Raw genomic sequence first — 19,268 nt, 5'->3', positions numbered from 1 at the left:
TCCTTAAACGATAGGGATATACCCAACTGCTAAGCTATGGTCACCTAAGTGCGTCCCAATCACGCCTCCAAAGGTGGCAAAAGGAATTTCTCCCTCTACCCCTTCAGCCACCAACATCTGACGAAGCGCTTCGGCTTTTTCAGGTACATTAGCATGGATGATAAAGACTTGGTAATGCCCTCCGGTGAGTCCTTCATCAACGATTTCCACCAAGCGTTTCATGGCTTTCTTTTCCGTACGGACTTTTTCAAAAACTTCGATGACACCTTGGTCATTAAAGTGAAGGATTGGCTTGATACTCAAGAGATTGCCAATGATGGCAGCGCCATTTGACAGGCGTCCCCCCTTGACCAAGTGATTCAAATCATCGACCATAATATAGGCAGTGGTCCCATCAATCTGGTGTTGGACATTGGCCACAATCTCATCAAACAAACGACCTTCACCAGCCCATTTCAAGCAGTCTTCTGTCATCATCCCTAGAGGAAAACTGGTGATTTTTGAATCCGGAAATTCGACGGTCAAGCCTTCGAATTCGTCCTTCAAATATTGGATATTTTGGTAGAAACCAGAAATACCAGATGACAAGAAAAGACCGATAGCATGCGTATAGCCCTTAGCTGTCAAACCAGATAAGACTTCTTCTAACTCTGCCACACTCGGCTGGCTAGTCTTTGGCAATTCCTTAGACGCAGCCATCTTTTGGTAGAACTCATCGTGTGTCAGGTTCTTCCCTTCAACATAAGACTCCCCATCGATATAGATCGGGATCTCTAAAATAAATAAGTCGTCGTGATGGAGCACGTCTTGCGTTAAATAGGCAGACGAATCCGTGATCACTGCTAATTTCATTGATTAAAACTCCAAATTAATACCCGGTAAATCGAGGGCAATTTCTGTGACTTCATAAGTCAAACGGTTGAGCATATTCAAGCAAGGGCGAGCCAATTCTTCCACTTCGTCTTTGCTGAATTCGCTTGGTTCATTGACATAACGACCAAACAAGTGGTTGATTTGAGTGATGGTTCCACTGATCACAAAACCGTCAAAAACGATCATGTAGCTCAAGATGACAATCAAGGAAGTCGTGTTTTGTTCTTGATCACGATTGATCAATTGAAAGTTTACATCTACTTTTGTTTCAGGGATGCCATTTTCTTTTTCCCACTCAAAATTACGAGCATCATAGTGGTATTGGCTGACAAATTCTTTTTCACGTTGAATATCCATTTTTATTCTCCTAAAAATATGCGATAGGCTTATTATATCATAATTCAGCTCAAGTTACCAACGCCGAATGAGGTGATTTTTTCACTTGTACAAAAAGAAAAGGTTGGGCATTCCCAACCTTTTAGGTATGTTTAGTTTTTAGGTTTGCGAAGCAATCCGAACAAAATACCACTTACGATAGCACCGATCAATACAAACAAGATGTAAAGAAGTGGATTTGAAGTAAGGGCGATAACGAAGATTCCTCCGTGAGGAGCCATGAGTTTCAAGCCTGCAAGACCAACAAGAGCACCTGTCAATGCTGAACCTGCAATGAAGCTAGGGATGGCACGAGCTGGGTCAGCTGCACCGAAAGGAATGGCACCTTCTGTGATGAAGGAAAGACCCATAACAATGTTTGTCAAACCTGAATCGCGTTCTTCTTGTGTGAATTTATCTTTAAACAATACAGTTGCTACGAATACTGCCAATGGAGGAACCATACCAGCTGCCATAACAGCTGCCATAACAATAGAACCACCTGAAGCAACAGATTCAGCAAGTGTACCTGTAGCGAAGACATAAGCGGCTTTGTTAACTGGTCCACCCATATCGACAGCCATCATACCGCCGACGAGAAGTCCAAGAAGGACAGCTGAGCTACCTGACAAGCTTGAAAGGAAGTTGTTAAGACCAGTATTGATAGCAGCCATTGGAATATTGATGAGGAACATCAAGAATCCTGTCAAACCAACACCAAGTAATGGTAAGAGAAGGATAGAGCGGATACCATCGAGTGAACGTGGAAGACCTGCAAGGGCTTTGCGAAGTAAGAGAACAATTCCACCTGCAAGGAAACCACCTACCAAAGCTCCAAGGAAACCTGATGATACGGCTGCTGGTAATTCACCTTTAGCAGCACCGTAGGCGATATTTCCAAATGCTGACCCTGAGCTAGCAATAGATCCAGCGATAAACCCTGCTACAAAACCAGGTTTTTCAGCGATGGAGAATCCGATGTAACCTGCAAGTACTGGAAGCATGAAGCCAAAGGCTGCACCACCGATTGTTTTAAATTGAGCTGCTAATTCATGGTATGAACCAAGTTGAGACAATTGATCTTGAGGCACCCCAAGGATTTGGTCGATCAAGAAGGCAAGGGCGATCAAGATCCCACCACCGATAACGAATGGAAGCATTTGAGAAACTCCACTCATCAGGTGTTTGTAGAAGGCTCCACCTAAGCTCAATTTTTCTTGACTAGCGCTTGCTTCTGCCGCATTTTCTGCGTGGAAGACATCTGCTTTGCCATCCAAGATGGTTTGGATCAATTCTTCTGTTTGACGGATACCGGCTGCGACTGGTTTAGAAATCAATTTTTTGCCATCGAAACGAGCTGTTTCAACCGCTTTATCTGCTGCAATGATGACTCCCTCAGCTTTGGCGATTTCTTCAGCTGTCAAGCGGTTGCCGACACCGGATGCACCGTTGGTTTCAACGCGAACCGTAACACCCATTTCTTCCCCTTTTTTGATGAGGGCTTCTTCTGCCATGTAAGTGTGAGCGATACCAGTTGTACATGCTGTAACAGCAACGATGAGTGGTTTGTCAGATGAAGCTGCTTCTTTGACTGCTTCTGCTTTTTTCGCTTCTTCTGCTGCAGCTACTTGCTCTTCCGCATCAAAGGCTGCGATCACTTGCTCAGGTGTGCTTGCTTGGCGAAGTTTGTCTGCAAAGCCTGGTTTCATCAAGTACTTAGACAATTCAGCAAGGGCTGCCAAGTGAGTATCGTTTGCTCCTTCTGGAGCTGCGATCATGAAGAACAAATCAGTCGGTTGGCCATCAAGTGAGGCGTAGTCAACACCTTTGTTTGATTTTGCAAACAAGACCGTTGCTTCTTTGACAGCTTCATTTTTGCTGTGCGGCATAGCAATTCCGTCACCCAAACCAGTTGAAGTTTGTGCTTCACGGTTCATAATCCCAGCTTTGAAAGTTTCAAAATCTGTCACCACACCATTGTCAACGAGCGATTGGATCATCTCATTGATCACGCCTTCTTTATCTGTTGCTTGAAGATCAAACAACATCACGTTTTTATTTAAAACGTCTTGAATTTTCATAGTTTTTCTACCTCTACTTTTTCATAAGTTTCTTTAATATAGTCCGCTGTCGCCAAATCATCTGAGAAGGTGGTCGCTGTGCCACAAGCCACGCCCCATTTGAAGGCTTCGATGACGTCTCCCGTCGTTGCGAGCTTCCCTGTGAAGCCTGCTACCATGGAATCCCCAGCCCCAACAGAATTCTTCACTTGCCCTTTGATTGGTTTTGCGAAGTAAGTACCGCTTGGACTGACAAGGAGAGCACCATCACCTGCCATGGAAATAATGACGTTTTGTGCTCCTTTGGCCAAGATTTCTTTGGCATAGCGTTCGATTTCTGGCAATTCCGTCAAGGTCACGCCAAAAATATCTCCCAACTCATGGTTGTTTGGTTTAACCAATTGGGGATTGAATTCCAAGGAATCAATCAAAGTTTGCCCTTCAAAGTCGCAAACGACTTGTGCACCTGTCGCACGACTTGCTGCGATCAATTGTTTGTAAACAGCATTTCCAAGTGAAGATGGGGCAGACCCTGCAAAGACCACCACATCATCTGCTGTTAAGCTTGATAGGATGCTGAGTAATTCTTGCAACTGCGCTTCTGTCACTTCTGGACCGTTCCCGTTGATCTCTGTTTCTTGATCAGCTTTGATCTTGACATTGATCCGGGTATCCTGATCCACTGTCACAAAGTTGGTTGAAATGGCTTCGCTAGTCAGTACGTCTTCGATGAAGCGTCCTGTGAAACCACCGATAAATCCAGTCGCTGTGTTCTCAATATCAAGACGCTTCAAGACACGACTGACATTGATTCCCTTACCACCGGCAAATTTATCTTCCGAAGCCATCCGATTGACCGCCCCGGTCTCTACATGATCGAGACGGACAATGTAGTCAATGGCTGGATTCAGTGTTACTGTATAAATCAAACCTCTATAACCTCCGTTTTTTCTTTTAAAACCTTTAATCGTTGCGGTTCACATTGATTGGTGATAATCATGGCTCGCTTGATCGGAGCCACTTTGACAAAGGATGTCACTCCAATTTTTGAATCATCCGCTAGGATATAGGTTTTTTTTGCATTTTCGATAATCGCACGCTTGACAGATCCTTCTTCCAGGTCTGGAGTGCTGTAAAATTCATCATCGATTCCATTCATTCCAAGAAAGGCCTTGTCAAAATTCAACTGACCGATCTGATTGAGCGCAATCCCTCCGATACTAGCATCTGTAGAAGATTTTACCTTCCCACCGATGATGACCGTCGGAACATTTCGCTCGACCAACTTGGTCGCATGGTGAATCGAGTTAGTCACCACGGTTACCGTCGGATTGACAATTTCTTGTACCAAAAGTTCATTGGTCGTACCGGCATCGATAAAGATCACGTCATGATCTTTGATCAATTCCGCCGCTTTTACCGCGATTTTTGACTTAACTTGAATGTTTTTGATAGATTTTTCTTTATTGCTTTCTTCCTCTTGAAGAAAATGCAGGCTTTCCGCACCGCCGTGAACCCGGCGAAGTTTACTTTCAGCTTCTAATTCATCCAAGTCACGTCGAACCGTTGATTCAGACGTCCCCAGCTCTTGTACAAGGGTTTCTAAGGAAACAAATTTTTCCTTCAATACCTTCTCGAGGATGAATTGTTTTCGTTCAGACTTAAGCATTTCTCCTCCTTTTGCAATCGATTACAAGGACTATTATACTCCATCTCCAGAAAATGTCAACACTTTTTATCATTTTCTGTCATTTTCTTTCAAACATTCTAAAAGTGTACAAAAAAAGAGCAGGAAAGAACTCATTTTGTTTAGCGAGTTCTCTTCCCACCTTCATCAATCTTCTTTGAAGAGTTTAAGCAATAAAGTGTCTAAACATCCACTCTATTCTCAGTATGTCTTAATCATTTTTTGAAGAATGTTTCTTTTTCTTAAAACCAAACAATCCAGCAAGTAGACCAACGGCAACACCTGTTGTTGCTACTGCATATTTGGAAGAATCTGTACTTGCCACAGCTTGGCTGTTTTCTTTTTTGGGTTTGATTTCTTCTACTTTGGCTTCTTGTTTTGGAGCTGAAGTAGCTGTTGGTGCTTGCACTTGTGGACTATTGGTATTTGTTGGAAGAACCGTTGGTCTATCCGGGAAAGTTGTTGGATTGCTTGAGCGGATATCCATTGGCATATCTGCAGCTTCTAAAATAGCTGGATCCATTCGTGACGCTAGATCTTCATATTGGGAATTCAACAGTTCCACGACACTTTGATAAGATTGCAGGGTTGTGAATTCTGCTTCCAATTTTTCTTTTTTATTCTCTAAATTAGCCACCGCAGCTGATAAAACAGATTGGGCTTTGACCAATAATTCTGGAGCATTTTTAAAGTCAGAAAGACGTTTTTCAGCAGCAACTAGGCGCTCTTGAGCTGCCTTCAAGCCCTCATGCGCTTCTTGAACGACTTGGGCTTTTTCTGCTTCTTCTGCTTTTAAACGATCTAATTTCTCACGCGCAGCCGCTAACAAATCTTTGGCTTTTTGAAGGGCTGCTTCTTTTGGCTGGATAGCTGCTTCAATCCGACCTCGAGATACATCAAGAGTCGCCTTCGCCTTTTCAACCGCATGGTCCTTACTGACAAGAAGAATCTTGTAATTTTGGATGGTCTTTTGGACATTGGCCATCTCTACTGTCACATTTGAATTGGCATGGCGGGCATCTTCTAATTTGCCTTGCAAGATAATGATTTGAGACTCTTGATTGGCCTTGTCCAGCTTGAGATTAGCGACTTCATCAGATTTGGCTTTCACATCTGATCTTGTCGTCGTGGCCCCAGCTCCCTGACGCAATTGGTAAGCGAGTGCACTGGTTGACACTGCTGAATTGACAGGGCGGTGTAAGAAAGCTGCTTCTGACATAGCATTGCTAGGGTCATAAGCGACTGATAAAGCTGTCGCTTTGTTGTCTACCATTTGGAGATAGTGACCAACCTTAGCAAAGGCCTCAGCACCAATCTTCATATAGATATCGTTGGCATCGATTTGAGTTTCGTCAGTTGGTAGACCATATTGAGCCGCAACTTCTTGATAAGCCGCTTTTTCATTGTACCAAAAGTCAACCGCACCAGCAGGTGAGAAGCCATAAGCGATGTTCTCGTTTGGCAAATACTTAAACATATGCCAGTTAGCTTTCTTGAAGTATTCTAACTGTACTTGGCTGGCAGGAAGGGAATAAGGATCCAGCTCCAATTCAGGCAAGCCGGCGTTGCGACGATAGCTATTAATAGCATCCGCAATTTCAAGTGCTCGGAGGTTGGCTTGCAAAGATCCAGACTCTCCAACTGTTAAGCCGTCTTCTTCCCGACCACGCTTGTAGAGGGCTAAGGCGCTTGCTGCAGCTTCATTGCCATTGTCAGCTAAGTGTTGCAAATAACCTTCATAAGTCGCTTGACTCAACTGAACTGGGCTATTGGCCGCTGCTTGTTCTAAGGCTGCCAGTTCTGCTTCCTTGGTGGCGATGACCGATTTTAAATCTGTCAGACGTGTTTGAGCCAGTTGAATATCGTTCTCAATTTGAGCCACTGTATCTGAACCGGTTTGCTGACTCGCTTGCAAGGTCGCAAGGTAATTCTGAGATTCTCGGATACTTTGCTCGACTTGGCTTTGCTCCAACAAAGCCTGGTTGAGCACATTCTCATCATTTGAAATCGGTGCTTTGGCTTGGTTCAATTCATTTTGAGCTACATCGACCAAAGATTCCTGAGCAGTAACTTGATTTTCCTGTTGACGAACAGCCTCTACGACTTGGTCATGTGCAGCTTCTGCTTCTCGAACCTTATTTTCTTCGATGGTCACATAGGCTTGAGCCACCTTGACGTCATTTTCTGCATTCTGAACTTGGGCATCCGAAGTCGTTGCGATCAGGTTTTCCGCATCCGTCACTTCTGCTTTCTTTTCTTCCAGTTCTTGTCCAGCAGCCTTGACTTCCGTTTGAGCATCGATCACTTTTTGCTCTTGGTAGTGGACATCTTTCACCACTTGGCCTTTTTGAGCTGTGATTTGCTTCAACTCATCAACTGTAATTGGTTTCTCGACTACTTCCGTGCTGTTGGTTTCTGGATTTTCATTTTGCTTGACCTCTTCGGCATTTGCTTTGTGATGAAACATACCAGATAGGACTGTTGTTGCAGCAATCCCTGTCGTGAAAACCGATTTTCCTAATTTCTTTCCCATTAAACTCACCCCCAAAACTTAATCATTTTCTTGAAGTTTCTCTACCCCTTAGCATACCACATTTTGTTACCAATAACTAGTAGGTTTAAAAAGTTTTTTTCATAAATTTTTGAGGCAAAAGAAAAACAGCTGACGCTGTTAGTCTTCTTGTTTAATTTGTTCCAACATCTTCTCTTCTTCTGCTGTTAACTCATAGTTTTCTAGCAAGTCTGGCCGACGTTCTAAGGTCTTTTTCAAACTCTGATAGAGGCGCCACTGACGAATATTTTCATGGTGACCACTCATGAGAACATCGGGAACCGTCATTCCTCTGTATTCATAAGGCCGTGTGTATTGAGGATACTCTAAGAGACCAGAGGAGAAACTGTCATCCTGGTGACTGGACTCTTTCCCGATCACTTCTGGAATCAAGCGTACCGTCGCATCAATCATGGTCATGGCCGCTAGTTCGCCACCCGTCAGGACATAATCGCCAAGAGAAATCTCATCCGTCACCAAGGTCTTGATCCGCTCGTCGTAGCCCTCATAGTGACCACAGATAAAAATCAATTCTTCTTCCTGAGCCAACTCTTCTGCGTAGGCTTGGTCGAAGGTCCGACCAGCAGGATCCAGCAGGATCACGCGCGGATTCTTTTTCTCAATCGCATCAAAGGCATCAAAAATCGGTTGAGCGCGTAGAAGCATGCCTTGCCCGCCACCATAGGGTTCATCATCCACATGGCGCGCCTTTTCCGCGTTTTCACGGAAATTATGGTAGTTGATCTCGAGAAGTCCCTTTTCACGGGCCTTTCCGACGATGGAATGCTCAAGGGGAGAAAACATCTCTGGAAAGAGGGTTAAAATATCAATCTTCATCGTCTAACCCTTCTAAGATGTCTACATCCACCCGGTTTCCTGGGATATCGATATTGAGCACCACTGGTGGGATATAAGGCAAGAGAAGGTCTCGTTTACCTTTGCGTTTCACGACCCAGACATCATTGGCACCTGGTTGCAGGATTTCCTTGATCTGACCGATTAGCTGGTCATTTTCGTAAACATCAAGGCCGATGATCTCATGGTAATAAAACTCGCCATCCTCCAAATCCGTCAAGTCATCTTCTGCAACCTTGAGGCTAAAGCCCTTGAATTTTTCGATAGCATTGATATGGTACATATCCTTAAACTTGATGATGTCGAAGTTCTTGTGCTTGCGATGACTGGCAATGGTCACCGTTTGGACAAAACGATCCTTCTCATCAAAGAGAGCCAACTCAGCTCCTTTTTTAAAACGTTCTTCCGCAAAGTCTGTCACAGACAAGACCCGCATTTCTCCTTGTAAGCCTTGGGTATTGACAATTTTCCCAACATTAAAGTAATTCATGATTTCTCCAGTGTAGTTTATTCACTCTATTTTATCACGTTCAGCAACAATTCTCAACGTTGCTCCCTGAGTGCTCCAACAAAAAAACGGGACAAAATCCCGCCTTTTTATTTTTCGTCAATAACGATTCTTACTTTTTTATCTTCAGTTGGGACAGAGTAGACAATCGTTCTTATCGCAGAAATGGTGCGACCTTTTCGACCGATTACACGACCAACATCGCTAGGATCAAGGTCAAGGTGGTACTCCAAGAATTCAGGAGTATCTTCGATCTTGATGGTTAAAGCATCCGGTTGTGAAATCAAGGGTTTCACAATTGCAATAATGAGATTTTCAATCGTATCCATACATCAACCTACTTAAAAAATTATTTTGAGAATTTAGAATCGTGGAATTTCTTCATCACACCAGCTTTTGAAAGGATGTTGCGAACTGTATCTGAAGGTTGAGCTCCATCAGCCAACCATGCAAGAACGCGGTCTTCTTTCAAAGTTACTTGGTTTTCTTCAACAAGTGGATTGTAAGTTCCAACTGTTTCGATGAAACGTCCATCACGTGGTGAACGTGAATCTGCTACGTTGATACGGTAGTAAGGTTTTTTCTTAGAACCCATACGAGTCAAACGAATTTTAACTGCCATTTTTATAAGTCTCTTTTCTATATTTTAATTTTCGGTGAAATAGACAAGCTATTTAGCACATGATCTATTATAACACATTTTATAGAGCTGTCAAGAAAAAAACTTGACAGTATTTAAAATTTTTTATTTTATCAGTAAATCGGCGATTTCTTGATAGTTGCTAACGGTATAAGTCGGCACTACCTGGCTGGTATTTTCCTTATGATCAGGATTATACCAGACGGTATCAATCCCCGAAGCATTTCCTCCTGCGATATCCGCCGTCAAGGAATCTCCGATCATAAGGGTCTCTTCCTTGCTAAAACCTGGAATCAGTTGGCCAACTTTGTCAAAAAATGCAGGTTCTGGTTTCTGAGTATGAAGCTGCTCAGAGATAAAGACCTCTTTGAAATAAGAAGCAATTGTAGAATGAGCCAAGCGTCCTTCTTGAATGGCGGTCACTCCATTCGTTGCACCATAGAGCTGGTAACCCGCTTTTTCAAGTCGGGCCAGTAAGTCCTCCGCACCTGGGAAAGACTGCCCTTGAAGACTAATGTAATCTTGATAGCGAAGAGCTATCTCAGCCCCATCAACCGTAATCCCAAAGTGGGCAAACCCAATCGCAAACCGACTATCCACTAGCTCTTGCTTGGTCAACTTCTTTTGCTCCAAATCCTTCCAGAGCCCTTGGTTCATGGGTTTGTAGTAATCCTTAAAGGCCTGTACATCTGGAAAATTCATGTCTTCTAACATCTGCGTCAAGGCTGTTTCTTCAGCAGATTCAAAGTCCAACAAGGTATGGTCCAAATCAAAAAGTAAAAATGTATATGCCATTATAGTTCCCCATTATATTCTTTAAAATATTTGGAATACAGATAAATAATTAAGTTAGTTACAAAATTTAATAAAAATTATTAATTATCTCTTGTAATTCCCCATAAATCTTCAAAAAATCCTTCAACTGAATTAATTTGTATTCTCAATTTCTCATCATAATAAGGTTTAACATTTCCACGAGATAAATATTTTGAAGCAGGACTTCTTTTAGTTAGAACATCGATGTGATCATTGGTTTTTAACCCCAATAATTCAAAGTATTTATTCAAAAATTCTTCTCTAAAATGTCTATTATTTTTCCTTAAAAAAATTCTTAATTTTGTTGAATTCCTTATGACATAGGTTAACAAACAAACCATCCAAATTTGACTTGGCAAAATCTTTTTTAATTGAAAATAATCCTTCAAAGCTTTTGTCATTTTATATCCTTTTTGCCACTCAGTCTCGTTTTCAGAGGCATAAGGGAAAAATTCCCAAAGGGCAACTGGTGTAACCTCACCCTTATTAAATATTATATTATAATGAATATTTCTTAAATCTTTATCTTGTTTCATATTTGCATAGAACAAACCTTGATTACCAAAATAGTAATCATTTTTTAGAATACCCCTTCTGTTGTCAAATGGTTTCTTATACACTGATATATCTAATCCATAAGGGGAATGTTTATCAGACATTTTAGGATTAATCCCAAGAATTATAACCTTAGGGTTAATAAAATTGCCATCAAACGCTTGTTCATAATCTTTAAATCTAGATTGTATTATTTCTTTAGAATTAGAATCATATTCTAATAATTTTTCTATATTCTCTATCAATAATTCACCTAAGATATTACTATCAGATTGCGCTAAAGAATTAAAATGATATTCATCCCTTGTATAGCCAGCCGTCATCCAAGGATTTGAACATTCGATTTCAAGCCTTAAATTTTCCTTGAAGGACTTGTTATCTTTAAGAATTTCATCAAAAATTTTTAAATATTTATCATAATAACATTTTGCTTTATTGTAATCATCATCATTAATTCTAAATATATTATTATACTTATCTTTCAGATTCATTTAACTTCCTTTTCCATTATTGGACATTTTTTAAAAATCTATATCTAATAAAATTCTAATTAGTTATATTATTGATCATATTGAATTATAAAAATTAATTCTACAAAATAGAAATTAATTATCTCTCAAAAATTTTTTCAAAAAACAATTACAAACATACAATTACAAACGATCCTTCAATTTTTCTACAAATAAATAAGCCGCTGGGCAAGTGAGGGTATTCTTGATGGTCAGATGGTTGATCTGATAAATCTTCTTACGATCTGTATGAGGGAATTCTCGACAGGCTTTCGGACGCACATCATAGATGGAGCAGAGATTGTCGCCTCCAAGGAAAGGGCAAGGCATGGATTTAAAAACCTTGTCCCCATCTTCGTCAACTTGAAGAAATTCTGCCTCAAAGGCAGGAAGCTTCATCTTGAAATACTTGGCAATCCGCGTGATATCGGCTTCCTTAAAATCGGGCCCTAAGGTTTTACAGCAATTGGCACAAGCCGTACAGTCGATTTCTTGGAAAACTTCATCGTGAATTTCTTGCGCTATTTTATCTAAATTCTTAGGTGGTTTCTTCTTGAGATTCGCCAATACCTTGCGGTGCTCCTTTTGCTTTTGGAGAGCTAACTGATGGTATTTTTCAATATCAATTTCCTGTGTCATCCTCTATTTCCTCTTCTAAACAATAGAAGCATTATACCACAAAGAACGTGAAAAAAGATAGATCTTGCGATCTATCTCACATGACTAATCCGTCACAGTGCCTGTTCCATCTAGGCTCCAAGTGTTTTCGACATAAGGAGTAAATTGAGTTATTGTTTTCGCAAATCCTTCAACAACAATCAAATAAACCTTGTCATCTTTTTGGAATACCCAACCAGCAACCTGCAGGCCTGACTTGAGAAATATATGTATTTTAAGCGATTCATTTCCCCCAACAGTCGTCGTAGATTTTGTCATTTTCTCAACAATTTTATAATCATTCCACTTACTCTCCAATCTTTGAGCTATTAGTTCTGCATTAAATTCCACTCCTTCAGGGACATTTGCTTTTTCTCTAGTGGCAGCATTTAAAACAATAATATTGAAGGCGTTTTTATCTGTGTACTGAATATTATCCCCAACTTGGATAGTGTCATTCTTTTTCCAGTCACTCGGGATATTGACATAGCCATAATCTGCCGAACCAATTCGTTTCGTTTTCACATTCCCCTTATCACTATCTGGAATTTTTTTCTCTACATTACTACTTGAATTTGTTGTCTCTTTCACCACATTCGTGGAACTAGATGCTGCTGATGATTTACTAGACGCTTTCTTTGGACTAGTACAAGCAGAAAGGCTTACAACAGACAAAAACGTAACAGACGCGAGTAGGAACTTATTTTTCATATTCTCTCCTCAATGATGTATTTACTTTCCTCTAGTCTACCATGATTTTCTAGGATTTGAAAGTGCGATTTCTATAGCATAAAGAGACTAGAAATGATTCTAGCCTCTCTTCATTAATCGGTCACAGCGCCTGTTCCGTCTAGGCTCCAAGTGTTTTCGATGTATGGGATAAAGGTTTTCAAGGTTTCTGCATCTCCTTCAAAAGAAATGGTATAAACTTTTTCACCCTTCTGGAAGATCCAAGTAATCAGGTATTGACCAGATTTCATGACAATTTGAAGCTGGTAGGCATCCAGACCTGCGACTTTAGTCCGCGCTCCCGTCATCTTCCCAACATCCTGATTGTCTTCCCACATAACGGCTAGTTTCTTGGCCAGAAATTCAGCATTAAATTCAATATCAGCGGGAACTTTGGCTTTTTCTTTGGTAAAACTGTTCAGGGTAACAATATTATAGCCACTCCCATCAGTATATTGGACAGCCTCAACACCACTAAGGTCCGTAAATTTGATCCATTTACTTGGAATATTGATGTATCCATAATCTGCATTTCCAATCCGCTTGGTTTCTTGATTGGTAGTACTTTTCTTTGTAGAAGCAGTATCCTTTGACGAAGAACTACTTGTTTTCTTATCGACTTTGCTGCTACTTTCTTTTGTAGAAGAAGCTGCTGTTTCTTTTTTAGTGGTGTGACTACAGGCCATTAGTGTGCAGGCAGAAAAAATCGTAAGGGATGCGACTAGTAATTTGTGTTTCATGCTCAACCTCCTTGTGAACGTTTTCTTTCCTCTAGTCTATCATGAATGCGGGTATTTTAAAATAGGATACGTATCACATCTGATCGAACCTTTCAAATTCAGTTCATTTCTTTTAAACCTAAAACAAAAGGCTGGGACAAAAGTCCTAGCCTTTTAATTGTTTTTGGATTGTCGAGCAAGACGCAGTGGTTGAGTGGGCTCTACTACGCTGATTTCATCAGCTTTTACAGCCCTACTCAACTGTGCGGAGGTGGGACGACGAAATCGAATTCTAACGAATTACCTATTTCTGTCCCACTCTCTAATTGTTATTCTTCATCCATTGACAATACGGATAAGAAGGCTTCCTGTGGCACTTCTACCGAACCGATGGCTTTCATCCGTTTCTTACCGGCTTTTTGTTTTTCAAGAAGCTTGCGTTTCCGTGAGACATCCCCACCATAACACTTGGCCAAGACGTTCTTCCGAAGGGCCTTGATATCTGTACGGGCTACGATCTTATGACCGATCGCTGCTTGGATAGGCACTTCAAACTGTTGACGAGGGATAATCTTCTTGAGTTTCTCAACAATCAACTTACCACGTTCATAGGCAAAGTCCTTGTGAACGATAAAGCTGAGGGCATCGACGGTATCGCCATTGAGAAGGATATCCATTTTAACCAATTTAGAAGGACGGTATTCAGACAACTCGTAATCAAAGCTTGCATAGCCACGAGTAGAGGATTTCAATTTATCAAAGAAATCAAAGACAATTTCCGCTAGTGGGATTTGATAGATGACATTCACCCGATTTTCATCGATGTAATCCATGGTCACAAAATCACCGCGTTTCCGTTGGGCTAATTCCATGACAGCCCCGACAAACTCTTGTGGCACCATGATTTGGGCTTTGACATACGGTTCTTCGATCGAAGCGATCTTAGTTGGATCTGGGAACTCAGAAGGGTTGGAGACATCCAGTGCTTCTCCATCTGTCAAATTGACCTTGTAGATAACAGACGGTGCTGTCATGATCAAGTCAATGTTGAACTCACGTTCCAAACGCTCTTGGATAACGTCCATATGAAGGAGACCCAAGAAACCACAACGGAAACCAAAACCGAGGGCTTGAGATGTTTCCGGTTCAAATTGAAGACTGGCGTCATTCAATTGCAATTTTTCTAAAGCTTCACGAAGATCATTGTATTTGTTGGATTCAATCGGGTAAAGACCAGCAAAGACCATTGGATTCATTTGCTTGTATCCATGTAGTGGCTCACTTGCTGGATTGGTCGCTAGGGTCACCGTATCCCCGACACGGGTATCCGCAACGGTCTTGATAGAGGCCGCAATATATCCAACGTCTCCAGTCGCAAGGAAATCACGTCCAACTGCTTTAGGAGTAAAGATCCCAACTTCTGTGACATCAAAGGTCTTACCATTGCTCATGAGTTGGATCTTATCGCCTGGTTTAACCATTCCATTGACCACTCGGACCTGAAGAATCACCCCACGATAGGCATCATATACAGAGTCAAAGATCAAGGCTTGAAGAGGCGCTTCAACATCCCCAGTCGGAGCTGGAACTTTCTCAACGATCTGCTCCAAAATCTCTTCAATCCCAATACCAGCTTTGGCAGAGGCTAGGACAGCTTCACTAGCATCCAACCCGATGACATCTTCTACTTCTGTGCGCACCCGTTCTGGATCTGCAGCCGGCAAGTCGATTTTATTGATAACTGGCAGGATTTCCAAATCATTGTCCAGCGCTAAGTAAACATTGGCTAGAGTCTGGGCTTCAATCCCTTGAGCGGCATCCACTACGAGAATGGCACCCTCACAGGCAGCGAGCGACCGCGAAACCTCATAGGTAAAGTCCACGTGTCCTGGTGTGTCAATCAAGTGGAAGATATAGGTTTCCCCATCTTTAGCCGTGTAGTTCAACTCGATGGCATTAAGCTTGATGGTAATCCCACGTTCCCGTTCCAAGTCCATACTATCTAGGAGTTGGGCTTGCATCTCCCGACTAGACACGGTTTCGGTTTTTTCTAAAATTCGATCGGCCAAGGTTGACTTTCCATGGTCAATATGGGCGATGATCGAGAAGTTCCGAATCTTCTCTTGTCGTTTTTTTAATTCTTCAAAATTTGGCATAATCATCTTCCTAGTAAAATTAATCGTACTCTTCATTATAACAAAAAAGATAGGCCTTTGCCTATCTTAATTCATTATTTTCAAAAATCGCTTCTGCGTTTTATTACCCTCATAGCCTATTCGTTCGTAAAAGACATGAGCTTCTTTTCGATGAGAGGCAGAATTTAAACGGATAAAAGCATAATGCTTGCTTTTGGCAAGATCTTCTACTCGCTCCATCAATTGGCGACCGATCCCACGTCCTTGTGCAGTTGGAAAAACCGCAAGTCCCAAAACATTTAGACCAGAGTCACTATAGAGGCTTTCATAAACTTCCGCTTCCACATAACCAAGAATATTTCCTGTTTGGTCCTCTTCATAAACAAAGCAAAAATGATCCGAATCTGGCAGATTGAATTTTTCAATCTGAGCTGCCACTTTCTCAAGGGTCGAATTATACCCCAATGCTTGGTGACATAAATCTCTAATTTGAACTGCATCTTTGACTTGAACAGTACGAATCATATCTCCACCTCCATGAACTCTTTGGTTTTATCTTAGATCTTTTTCCTCAAAAAGTAAAGGAATATCTGATAAAATTTAAAATGAAAATCCGATTTAGATCAAATTCATCTTTTTTCGCATTTCTCAGGGATTTCTATTTACTTTTTCGATTTAATTCATTATAATAGTAAGGGTAAATACAAGGAGGTGAGTACGTTGGCTAGAGGTCGTGGAAAAGCAAGCCCTCAAGACAAAGAGGCATTACGGATTATATCGGAAAAAATCAGAGAATTACTGAAAGAACAAGGAAAAAAACAGATCGAATTATCTCGTATTACTGGAATCCCTGCAAGTACCCTGACTGGATATGTAAAAGGAACTTCTCTTCCCGTTCCTGAAAATTTAGAGAAGATTGCAGCCTTTTTCCAGGTAGCAGTTGCTGAAATTGACCCTCGTTTGCGCAATGATTTTGTGGTCATTGATTCAGAGATCGAACGATTGTATAAAAAGCTCGATGAAGGAAATCAAGAAAATCTTCTTTCTTATGGAAAGAGTCTCTTGACCCATCAGAAAGAAAGACAGAAAATTGAAAAGCAATACCACTCTTATTCTGTCTATGATTCTTTTGCAGCTTACCAAAATCAGAAACAAGCTGATATCGTCTGGTTTGATCAAAAGATTCCTTACGATTTGGCTTTTTGGATTCATACGGATTCCCTCGAGCCTAAATACGTAAAAGGGGCCGTTGTGTTAATCAAGCAAACCTATTATGATCAGGCAGGGGCTATTTATGCCATTGATTTTGATGGGCAAACGTTGATCAAACGAGTATTTCGTGAGGCCAACGGTATTCGACTGGTTTCCCTCAATAAGAAATATAGTGATCAAATCATTCCACTAGATGAGGAACCTGGGGTGATTGGAAAAGTGATTGATGGCTTTGTTCCTCTTGATTTGGAGGAAATCAAATGATTAAATTAATTGCGATTGACTTGGACGGAACTCTTTTGCATGAGGATAAGACTCTCTCTAAAGGCAATATTGAAGCTCTCCACCGGGCCCATGAAGCCGGTTATGATATTGTGATCTGTACTGGGCGCCCCTTAGCAGGTGTACGGCCCATCTTTGAAGAGATTGGTCTTCCGGATGGCAACTACTATATGATTATCAATAACGGGTGTACAACCTTGTCGACTCAGAATTGGGAAATCATTGGTAAGGAAGAATTGAGCCTTGAGGACATGCACCGGTTGCATGTTTTGACGGAAGATACAGACGTCCAGCTAACCTTATTTGACATGGATCACTACCTAGTGGTCGCACCTGAAGCCAGTGAACTTGTCACGATGGATGCGGGCATTGTTAATTCTAAACCGACACCTGTCTCAGAAGAAGATCTGCCCAACCTTGTTCCTATTTTTCAAGCCATGTATGTAGGAGATCCTTCTGCTATTGATGACTTCCAAGCTCAGAACGAGGCTGCATTAGAGGCCGATTTTAACACTGTTCGTTCACAGGATATCCTGTTTGAAATCCTGCCAAAAGGCGCGAGCAAGGCTTCTGCTCTTCAAGCATTAAGTCAAACATTAGGTTACAGGAGAGACCAGGTCATGGCTCTTGGAGATGCCAATAATGACCTTGAAATGCTACGTTTTGCTGGTTACAGCGTTGCTATGGGAAATGGCAATGCTGCTGTCAAGGAAATCGCAGACTTCATCACCCTGACCAATGATGAAGATGGCGTGGCACATGCTATTCACAAATTAATTGAAACTGAAAAAGGAGAATGATCATGAAATACGCAAATTTGTTGGACCGTTTTATTACCTATGTAAAGGTTAACACACGTTCAGACGAAAACTCTACAACCACCCCAAGTACCCAATCACAGGTTGATTTTGCAACAAACATCTTGATCCCTGAGATGAAACGCGTGGGGCTTCAAAACGTCTACTATTTACCAAACGGCTATGCTATTGGAACACTTCCAGCTAATGATCCAAGCTTTACACGCAAGATTGGATTTATCTCTCACATGGATACCGCTGACTTCAATGCCGAAAATGTCAATCCACAAATCGTTGAGAATTATGATGGGGATGTCATTGCCCTTGGTGACTCTGGTTTCACACTCGATCCAGCCGATTTTGCTCATTTGAATAACTACAAGGGACAAACCTTGATCACAACGGACGGTACTACTCTTCTGGGTGCAGACGATAAGTCAGGTATCGCTGAAATCATGACAGCTATTGAATACCTGACAGCTCATCCTGAAATCAAACACGGAGAAATCCGTGTTGGCTTTGGTCCAGATGAAGAAATCGGTGTTGGGGCCGATCAATTTGATGCAGAAGATTTTGACGTAGACTTTGCCTATACTGTCGATGGGGGTCCTCTCGGAGAGCTTCAATACGAAACCTTCTCAGCAGCTGGAGCTGAAATTACCTTCAAAGGACGCAATGTCCACCCAGGTACAGCCAAAGGTCAAATGATCAACGCTCTTCAATTGGCCATTGATTTCCATAACAAACTCCCTGAAGGAGCACGTCCAGAATTAACCGAAGGCTATGAAGGCTTCTACCACTTGATGAACATCGATGGAACTGTAGAGGAAGCAAGTGCCAGCTACATCATTCGGGACTTTGAAACTGAAAGCTTCGAGAAACGCAAAGATCTCATGAAATCTATTGCCGATCAGATGAATGCGGAGCTCGGTAGCGAACGCATTCTCCTCACCCTCAAAGATCAGTATTACAACATGAAGCAAGTGATTGAAAAAGATATGACGCCGATTACTTTTGCTAAGGAAGTCATGGAAGATCTTGGAATCACTCCAATCATTGAACCGATCCGTGGTGGTACAGATGGATCTAAAATTTCCTTTATGGGGATTCCAACACCAAATATCTTTGCCGGTGGCGAAAACATGCATGGTCGCTTTGAATACGTAAGTCTCCAAACCATGGAACGAGCAGTTGATACCATTATCGGTATTGTGACCAAAAAATAAGAAACAAAAAGAGGCTGGGACAAAAGTCCTAGCCTCTCAATTATTTTTGGATTGTCGAGCAAGACGCAGTGGTTGAGTGGGC

The 19,268-nt window shown here is 41.6% G+C and carries 20 protein-coding genes; 3 read left to right on the top strand and 17 right to left on the bottom strand.

Annotated features, from left to right (window positions below; genetic code table 11):
- Nucleotides 1-3: 3 nt before the first annotated feature.
- The 17 genes from NFR56_RS07020 to NFR56_RS06940 form a co-directional block, all read right to left on the bottom strand.
- The gene (locus NFR56_RS07020; RefSeq protein WP_251458318.1) at nt 4-852 is read right to left on the bottom strand and encodes a DegV family protein; all 849 of its coding nucleotides are present in this window, start codon (nt 850-852) and stop codon (nt 4-6) included.
- Between the two features lie 3 nt (nt 853-855).
- Nucleotides 856-1,230, bottom strand: a complete 375-nt coding sequence (locus NFR56_RS07015) for a DUF1149 family protein (RefSeq protein ID WP_003001888.1) — start codon at nt 1,228-1,230, stop codon at nt 856-858.
- 131 nt (nt 1,231-1,361) lie between these two features.
- Entirely contained in the window at nt 1,362-3,329 is a 1,968-nt protein-coding gene (locus NFR56_RS07010) for a PTS fructose transporter subunit IIABC (RefSeq protein ID WP_251458315.1), read from the bottom strand.
- Nucleotides 3,326-4,237, bottom strand: coding sequence for a 1-phosphofructokinase (pfkB, locus tag NFR56_RS07005; RefSeq protein ID WP_251458312.1), 912 nt, complete (start codon nt 4,235-4,237; stop codon nt 3,326-3,328). The genes NFR56_RS07010 and pfkB overlap by 4 nt, the downstream gene beginning before the upstream one ends.
- Nucleotides 4,234-4,977, bottom strand: coding sequence for a DeoR/GlpR family DNA-binding transcription regulator (locus NFR56_RS07000; protein ID WP_003001800.1), 744 nt, complete (start codon nt 4,975-4,977; stop codon nt 4,234-4,236). The genes pfkB and NFR56_RS07000 overlap by 4 nt, the downstream gene beginning before the upstream one ends.
- Nucleotides 4,978-5,206: 229 nt before the next feature.
- Nucleotides 5,207-7,528 (bottom strand): CAP domain-containing protein, encoded by a 2,322-nt coding sequence (locus tag NFR56_RS06995; protein WP_251458309.1) that lies wholly within the window; start codon nt 7,526-7,528, stop codon nt 5,207-5,209.
- 138 nt (nt 7,529-7,666) lie between these two features.
- The gene (trmD, locus tag NFR56_RS06990; protein WP_003007469.1) at nt 7,667-8,383 is read right to left on the bottom strand and encodes a tRNA (guanosine(37)-N1)-methyltransferase TrmD; all 717 of its coding nucleotides are present in this window, start codon (nt 8,381-8,383) and stop codon (nt 7,667-7,669) included.
- Nucleotides 8,373-8,891: a ribosome maturation factor RimM gene (rimM, locus tag NFR56_RS06985; protein WP_251458306.1), complete on the bottom strand. Its 519-nt coding sequence runs from the start codon at nt 8,889-8,891 to the stop codon at nt 8,373-8,375. Before rimM ends, trmD begins: the two co-directional genes overlap by 11 nt.
- A gap of 107 nt (nt 8,892-8,998) precedes the next feature.
- A complete protein-coding gene (gene kphA, locus NFR56_RS06980; protein WP_003001620.1) occupies nt 8,999-9,238 on the bottom strand; it encodes an RNA-binding protein KphA in 240 nt (79 codons plus the stop codon).
- 20 nt (nt 9,239-9,258) lie between these two features.
- A complete protein-coding gene (rpsP, locus tag NFR56_RS06975; protein ID WP_003007475.1) occupies nt 9,259-9,531 on the bottom strand; it encodes a 30S ribosomal protein S16 in 273 nt (90 codons plus the stop codon).
- 123 nt (nt 9,532-9,654) lie between these two features.
- The gene (gene pynA, locus NFR56_RS06970) at nt 9,655-10,344 is read right to left on the bottom strand and encodes a pyrimidine 5'-nucleotidase PynA (protein ID WP_251458303.1); all 690 of its coding nucleotides are present in this window, start codon (nt 10,342-10,344) and stop codon (nt 9,655-9,657) included.
- Between the two features lie 80 nt (nt 10,345-10,424).
- Entirely contained in the window at nt 10,425-11,411 is a 987-nt protein-coding gene (locus tag NFR56_RS06965) for a hypothetical protein (RefSeq protein WP_251458298.1), read from the bottom strand.
- A 162-nt stretch (nt 11,412-11,573) separates the two neighbouring features.
- Nucleotides 11,574-12,068, bottom strand: coding sequence for a YkgJ family cysteine cluster protein (locus NFR56_RS06960; protein ID WP_003001664.1), 495 nt, complete (start codon nt 12,066-12,068; stop codon nt 11,574-11,576).
- 84 nt (nt 12,069-12,152) lie between these two features.
- A complete protein-coding gene (locus tag NFR56_RS06955; RefSeq protein WP_251458295.1) occupies nt 12,153-12,797 on the bottom strand; it encodes a hypothetical protein in 645 nt (214 codons plus the stop codon).
- Nucleotides 12,798-12,910: 113 nt separating this feature from the next.
- Nucleotides 12,911-13,555 (bottom strand): hypothetical protein, encoded by a 645-nt coding sequence (locus tag NFR56_RS06950; protein WP_251458292.1) that lies wholly within the window; start codon nt 13,553-13,555, stop codon nt 12,911-12,913.
- Nucleotides 13,556-13,863: 308 nt separating this feature from the next.
- Nucleotides 13,864-15,690 carry a translation elongation factor 4 gene (gene lepA / locus NFR56_RS06945; RefSeq protein WP_009731117.1) on the bottom strand — a complete coding sequence of 609 codons (1,827 nt, stop codon included), beginning with the start codon at nt 15,688-15,690 and terminating at the stop codon, nt 13,864-13,866.
- A 66-nt stretch (nt 15,691-15,756) separates the two neighbouring features.
- Nucleotides 15,757-16,194 (bottom strand): GNAT family N-acetyltransferase, encoded by a 438-nt coding sequence (locus NFR56_RS06940; RefSeq protein ID WP_251458290.1) that lies wholly within the window; start codon nt 16,192-16,194, stop codon nt 15,757-15,759.
- 195 nt (nt 16,195-16,389) lie between these two features.
- Here NFR56_RS06940 and NFR56_RS06935 point away from each other — a divergent pair, with 195 nt between their 5' ends.
- Genes NFR56_RS06935 through pepT form a run of 3 tightly spaced genes read left to right on the top strand, consistent with a single transcriptional unit; the run spans nt 16,390 to nt 19,186 of the window.
- Nucleotides 16,390-17,145: a LexA family transcriptional regulator gene (locus NFR56_RS06935; RefSeq protein WP_024056088.1), complete on the top strand. Its 756-nt coding sequence runs from the start codon at nt 16,390-16,392 to the stop codon at nt 17,143-17,145.
- The gene (locus tag NFR56_RS06930) at nt 17,142-17,963 is read left to right on the top strand and encodes a Cof-type HAD-IIB family hydrolase (RefSeq protein WP_251458287.1); all 822 of its coding nucleotides are present in this window, start codon (nt 17,142-17,144) and stop codon (nt 17,961-17,963) included. The genes NFR56_RS06935 and NFR56_RS06930 overlap by 4 nt, the downstream gene beginning before the upstream one ends.
- Nucleotides 17,964-17,965: 2 nt before the next feature.
- Nucleotides 17,966-19,186, top strand: coding sequence for a peptidase T (pepT, locus tag NFR56_RS06925; protein ID WP_251458284.1), 1,221 nt, complete (start codon nt 17,966-17,968; stop codon nt 19,184-19,186).
- Nucleotides 19,187-19,268: the final 82 nt, after the last annotated feature.

The organism is Streptococcus caecimuris, from assembly GCF_943193075.1.
Taxonomy (GTDB): Bacteria; Bacillota; Bacilli; order Lactobacillales; family Streptococcaceae; genus Streptococcus; species Streptococcus caecimuris.
This window is presented reverse-complemented; position numbering and strand designations above follow the sequence as displayed.

Bases quoted from the DNA above. Each gene is read 5' to 3' on its own strand.
- NFR56_RS07000 (WP_003001800.1), bottom strand. From the start codon at position 4,977: ATGCTTAAGTCTGAACGAAAACAATTCATCCTCGAGAAGGTATTGAAG.
- rimM (WP_251458306.1), bottom strand. From the start codon at position 8,891: ATGAATTACTTTAATGTTGGGAAAATTGTCAATACCCAAGGCTTACAA.
- pepT (WP_251458284.1), top strand. From the start codon at position 17,966: ATGAAATACGCAAATTTGTTGGACCGTTTTATTACCTATGTAAAGGTT.
- NFR56_RS06940 (WP_251458290.1), bottom strand. From the start codon at position 16,194: ATGATTCGTACTGTTCAAGTCAAAGATGCAGTTCAAATTAGAGATTTA.
- pynA (WP_251458303.1), bottom strand. From the start codon at position 10,344: ATGGCATATACATTTTTACTTTTTGATTTGGACCATACCTTGTTGGAC.
- NFR56_RS06960 (WP_003001664.1), bottom strand. From the start codon at position 12,068: ATGACACAGGAAATTGATATTGAAAAATACCATCAGTTAGCTCTCCAA.
- NFR56_RS06995 (WP_251458309.1), bottom strand. From the start codon at position 7,528: ATGGGAAAGAAATTAGGAAAATCGGTTTTCACGACAGGGATTGCTGCA.
- NFR56_RS06930 (WP_251458287.1), top strand. From the start codon at position 17,142: ATGATTAAATTAATTGCGATTGACTTGGACGGAACTCTTTTGCATGAG.
- kphA (WP_003001620.1), bottom strand. From the start codon at position 9,238: ATGGATACGATTGAAAATCTCATTATTGCAATTGTGAAACCCTTGATT.
- NFR56_RS06950 (WP_251458292.1), bottom strand. From the start codon at position 13,555: ATGAAACACAAATTACTAGTCGCATCCCTTACGATTTTTTCTGCCTGC.
- trmD (WP_003007469.1), bottom strand. From the start codon at position 8,383: ATGAAGATTGATATTTTAACCCTCTTTCCAGAGATGTTTTCTCCCCTT.
- NFR56_RS07010 (WP_251458315.1), bottom strand. From the start codon at position 3,329: ATGAAAATTCAAGACGTTTTAAATAAAAACGTGATGTTGTTTGATCTT.
- lepA (WP_009731117.1), bottom strand. From the start codon at position 15,690: ATGCCAAATTTTGAAGAATTAAAAAAACGACAAGAGAAGATTCGGAAC.
- rpsP (WP_003007475.1), bottom strand. From the start codon at position 9,531: ATGGCAGTTAAAATTCGTTTGACTCGTATGGGTTCTAAGAAAAAACCT.
- NFR56_RS07020 (WP_251458318.1), bottom strand. From the start codon at position 852: ATGAAATTAGCAGTGATCACGGATTCGTCTGCCTATTTAACGCAAGAC.
- NFR56_RS06955 (WP_251458295.1), bottom strand. From the start codon at position 12,797: ATGAAAAATAAGTTCCTACTCGCGTCTGTTACGTTTTTGTCTGTTGTA.
- NFR56_RS07015 (WP_003001888.1), bottom strand. From the start codon at position 1,230: ATGGATATTCAACGTGAAAAAGAATTTGTCAGCCAATACCACTATGAT.
- NFR56_RS06965 (WP_251458298.1), bottom strand. From the start codon at position 11,411: ATGAATCTGAAAGATAAGTATAATAATATATTTAGAATTAATGATGAT.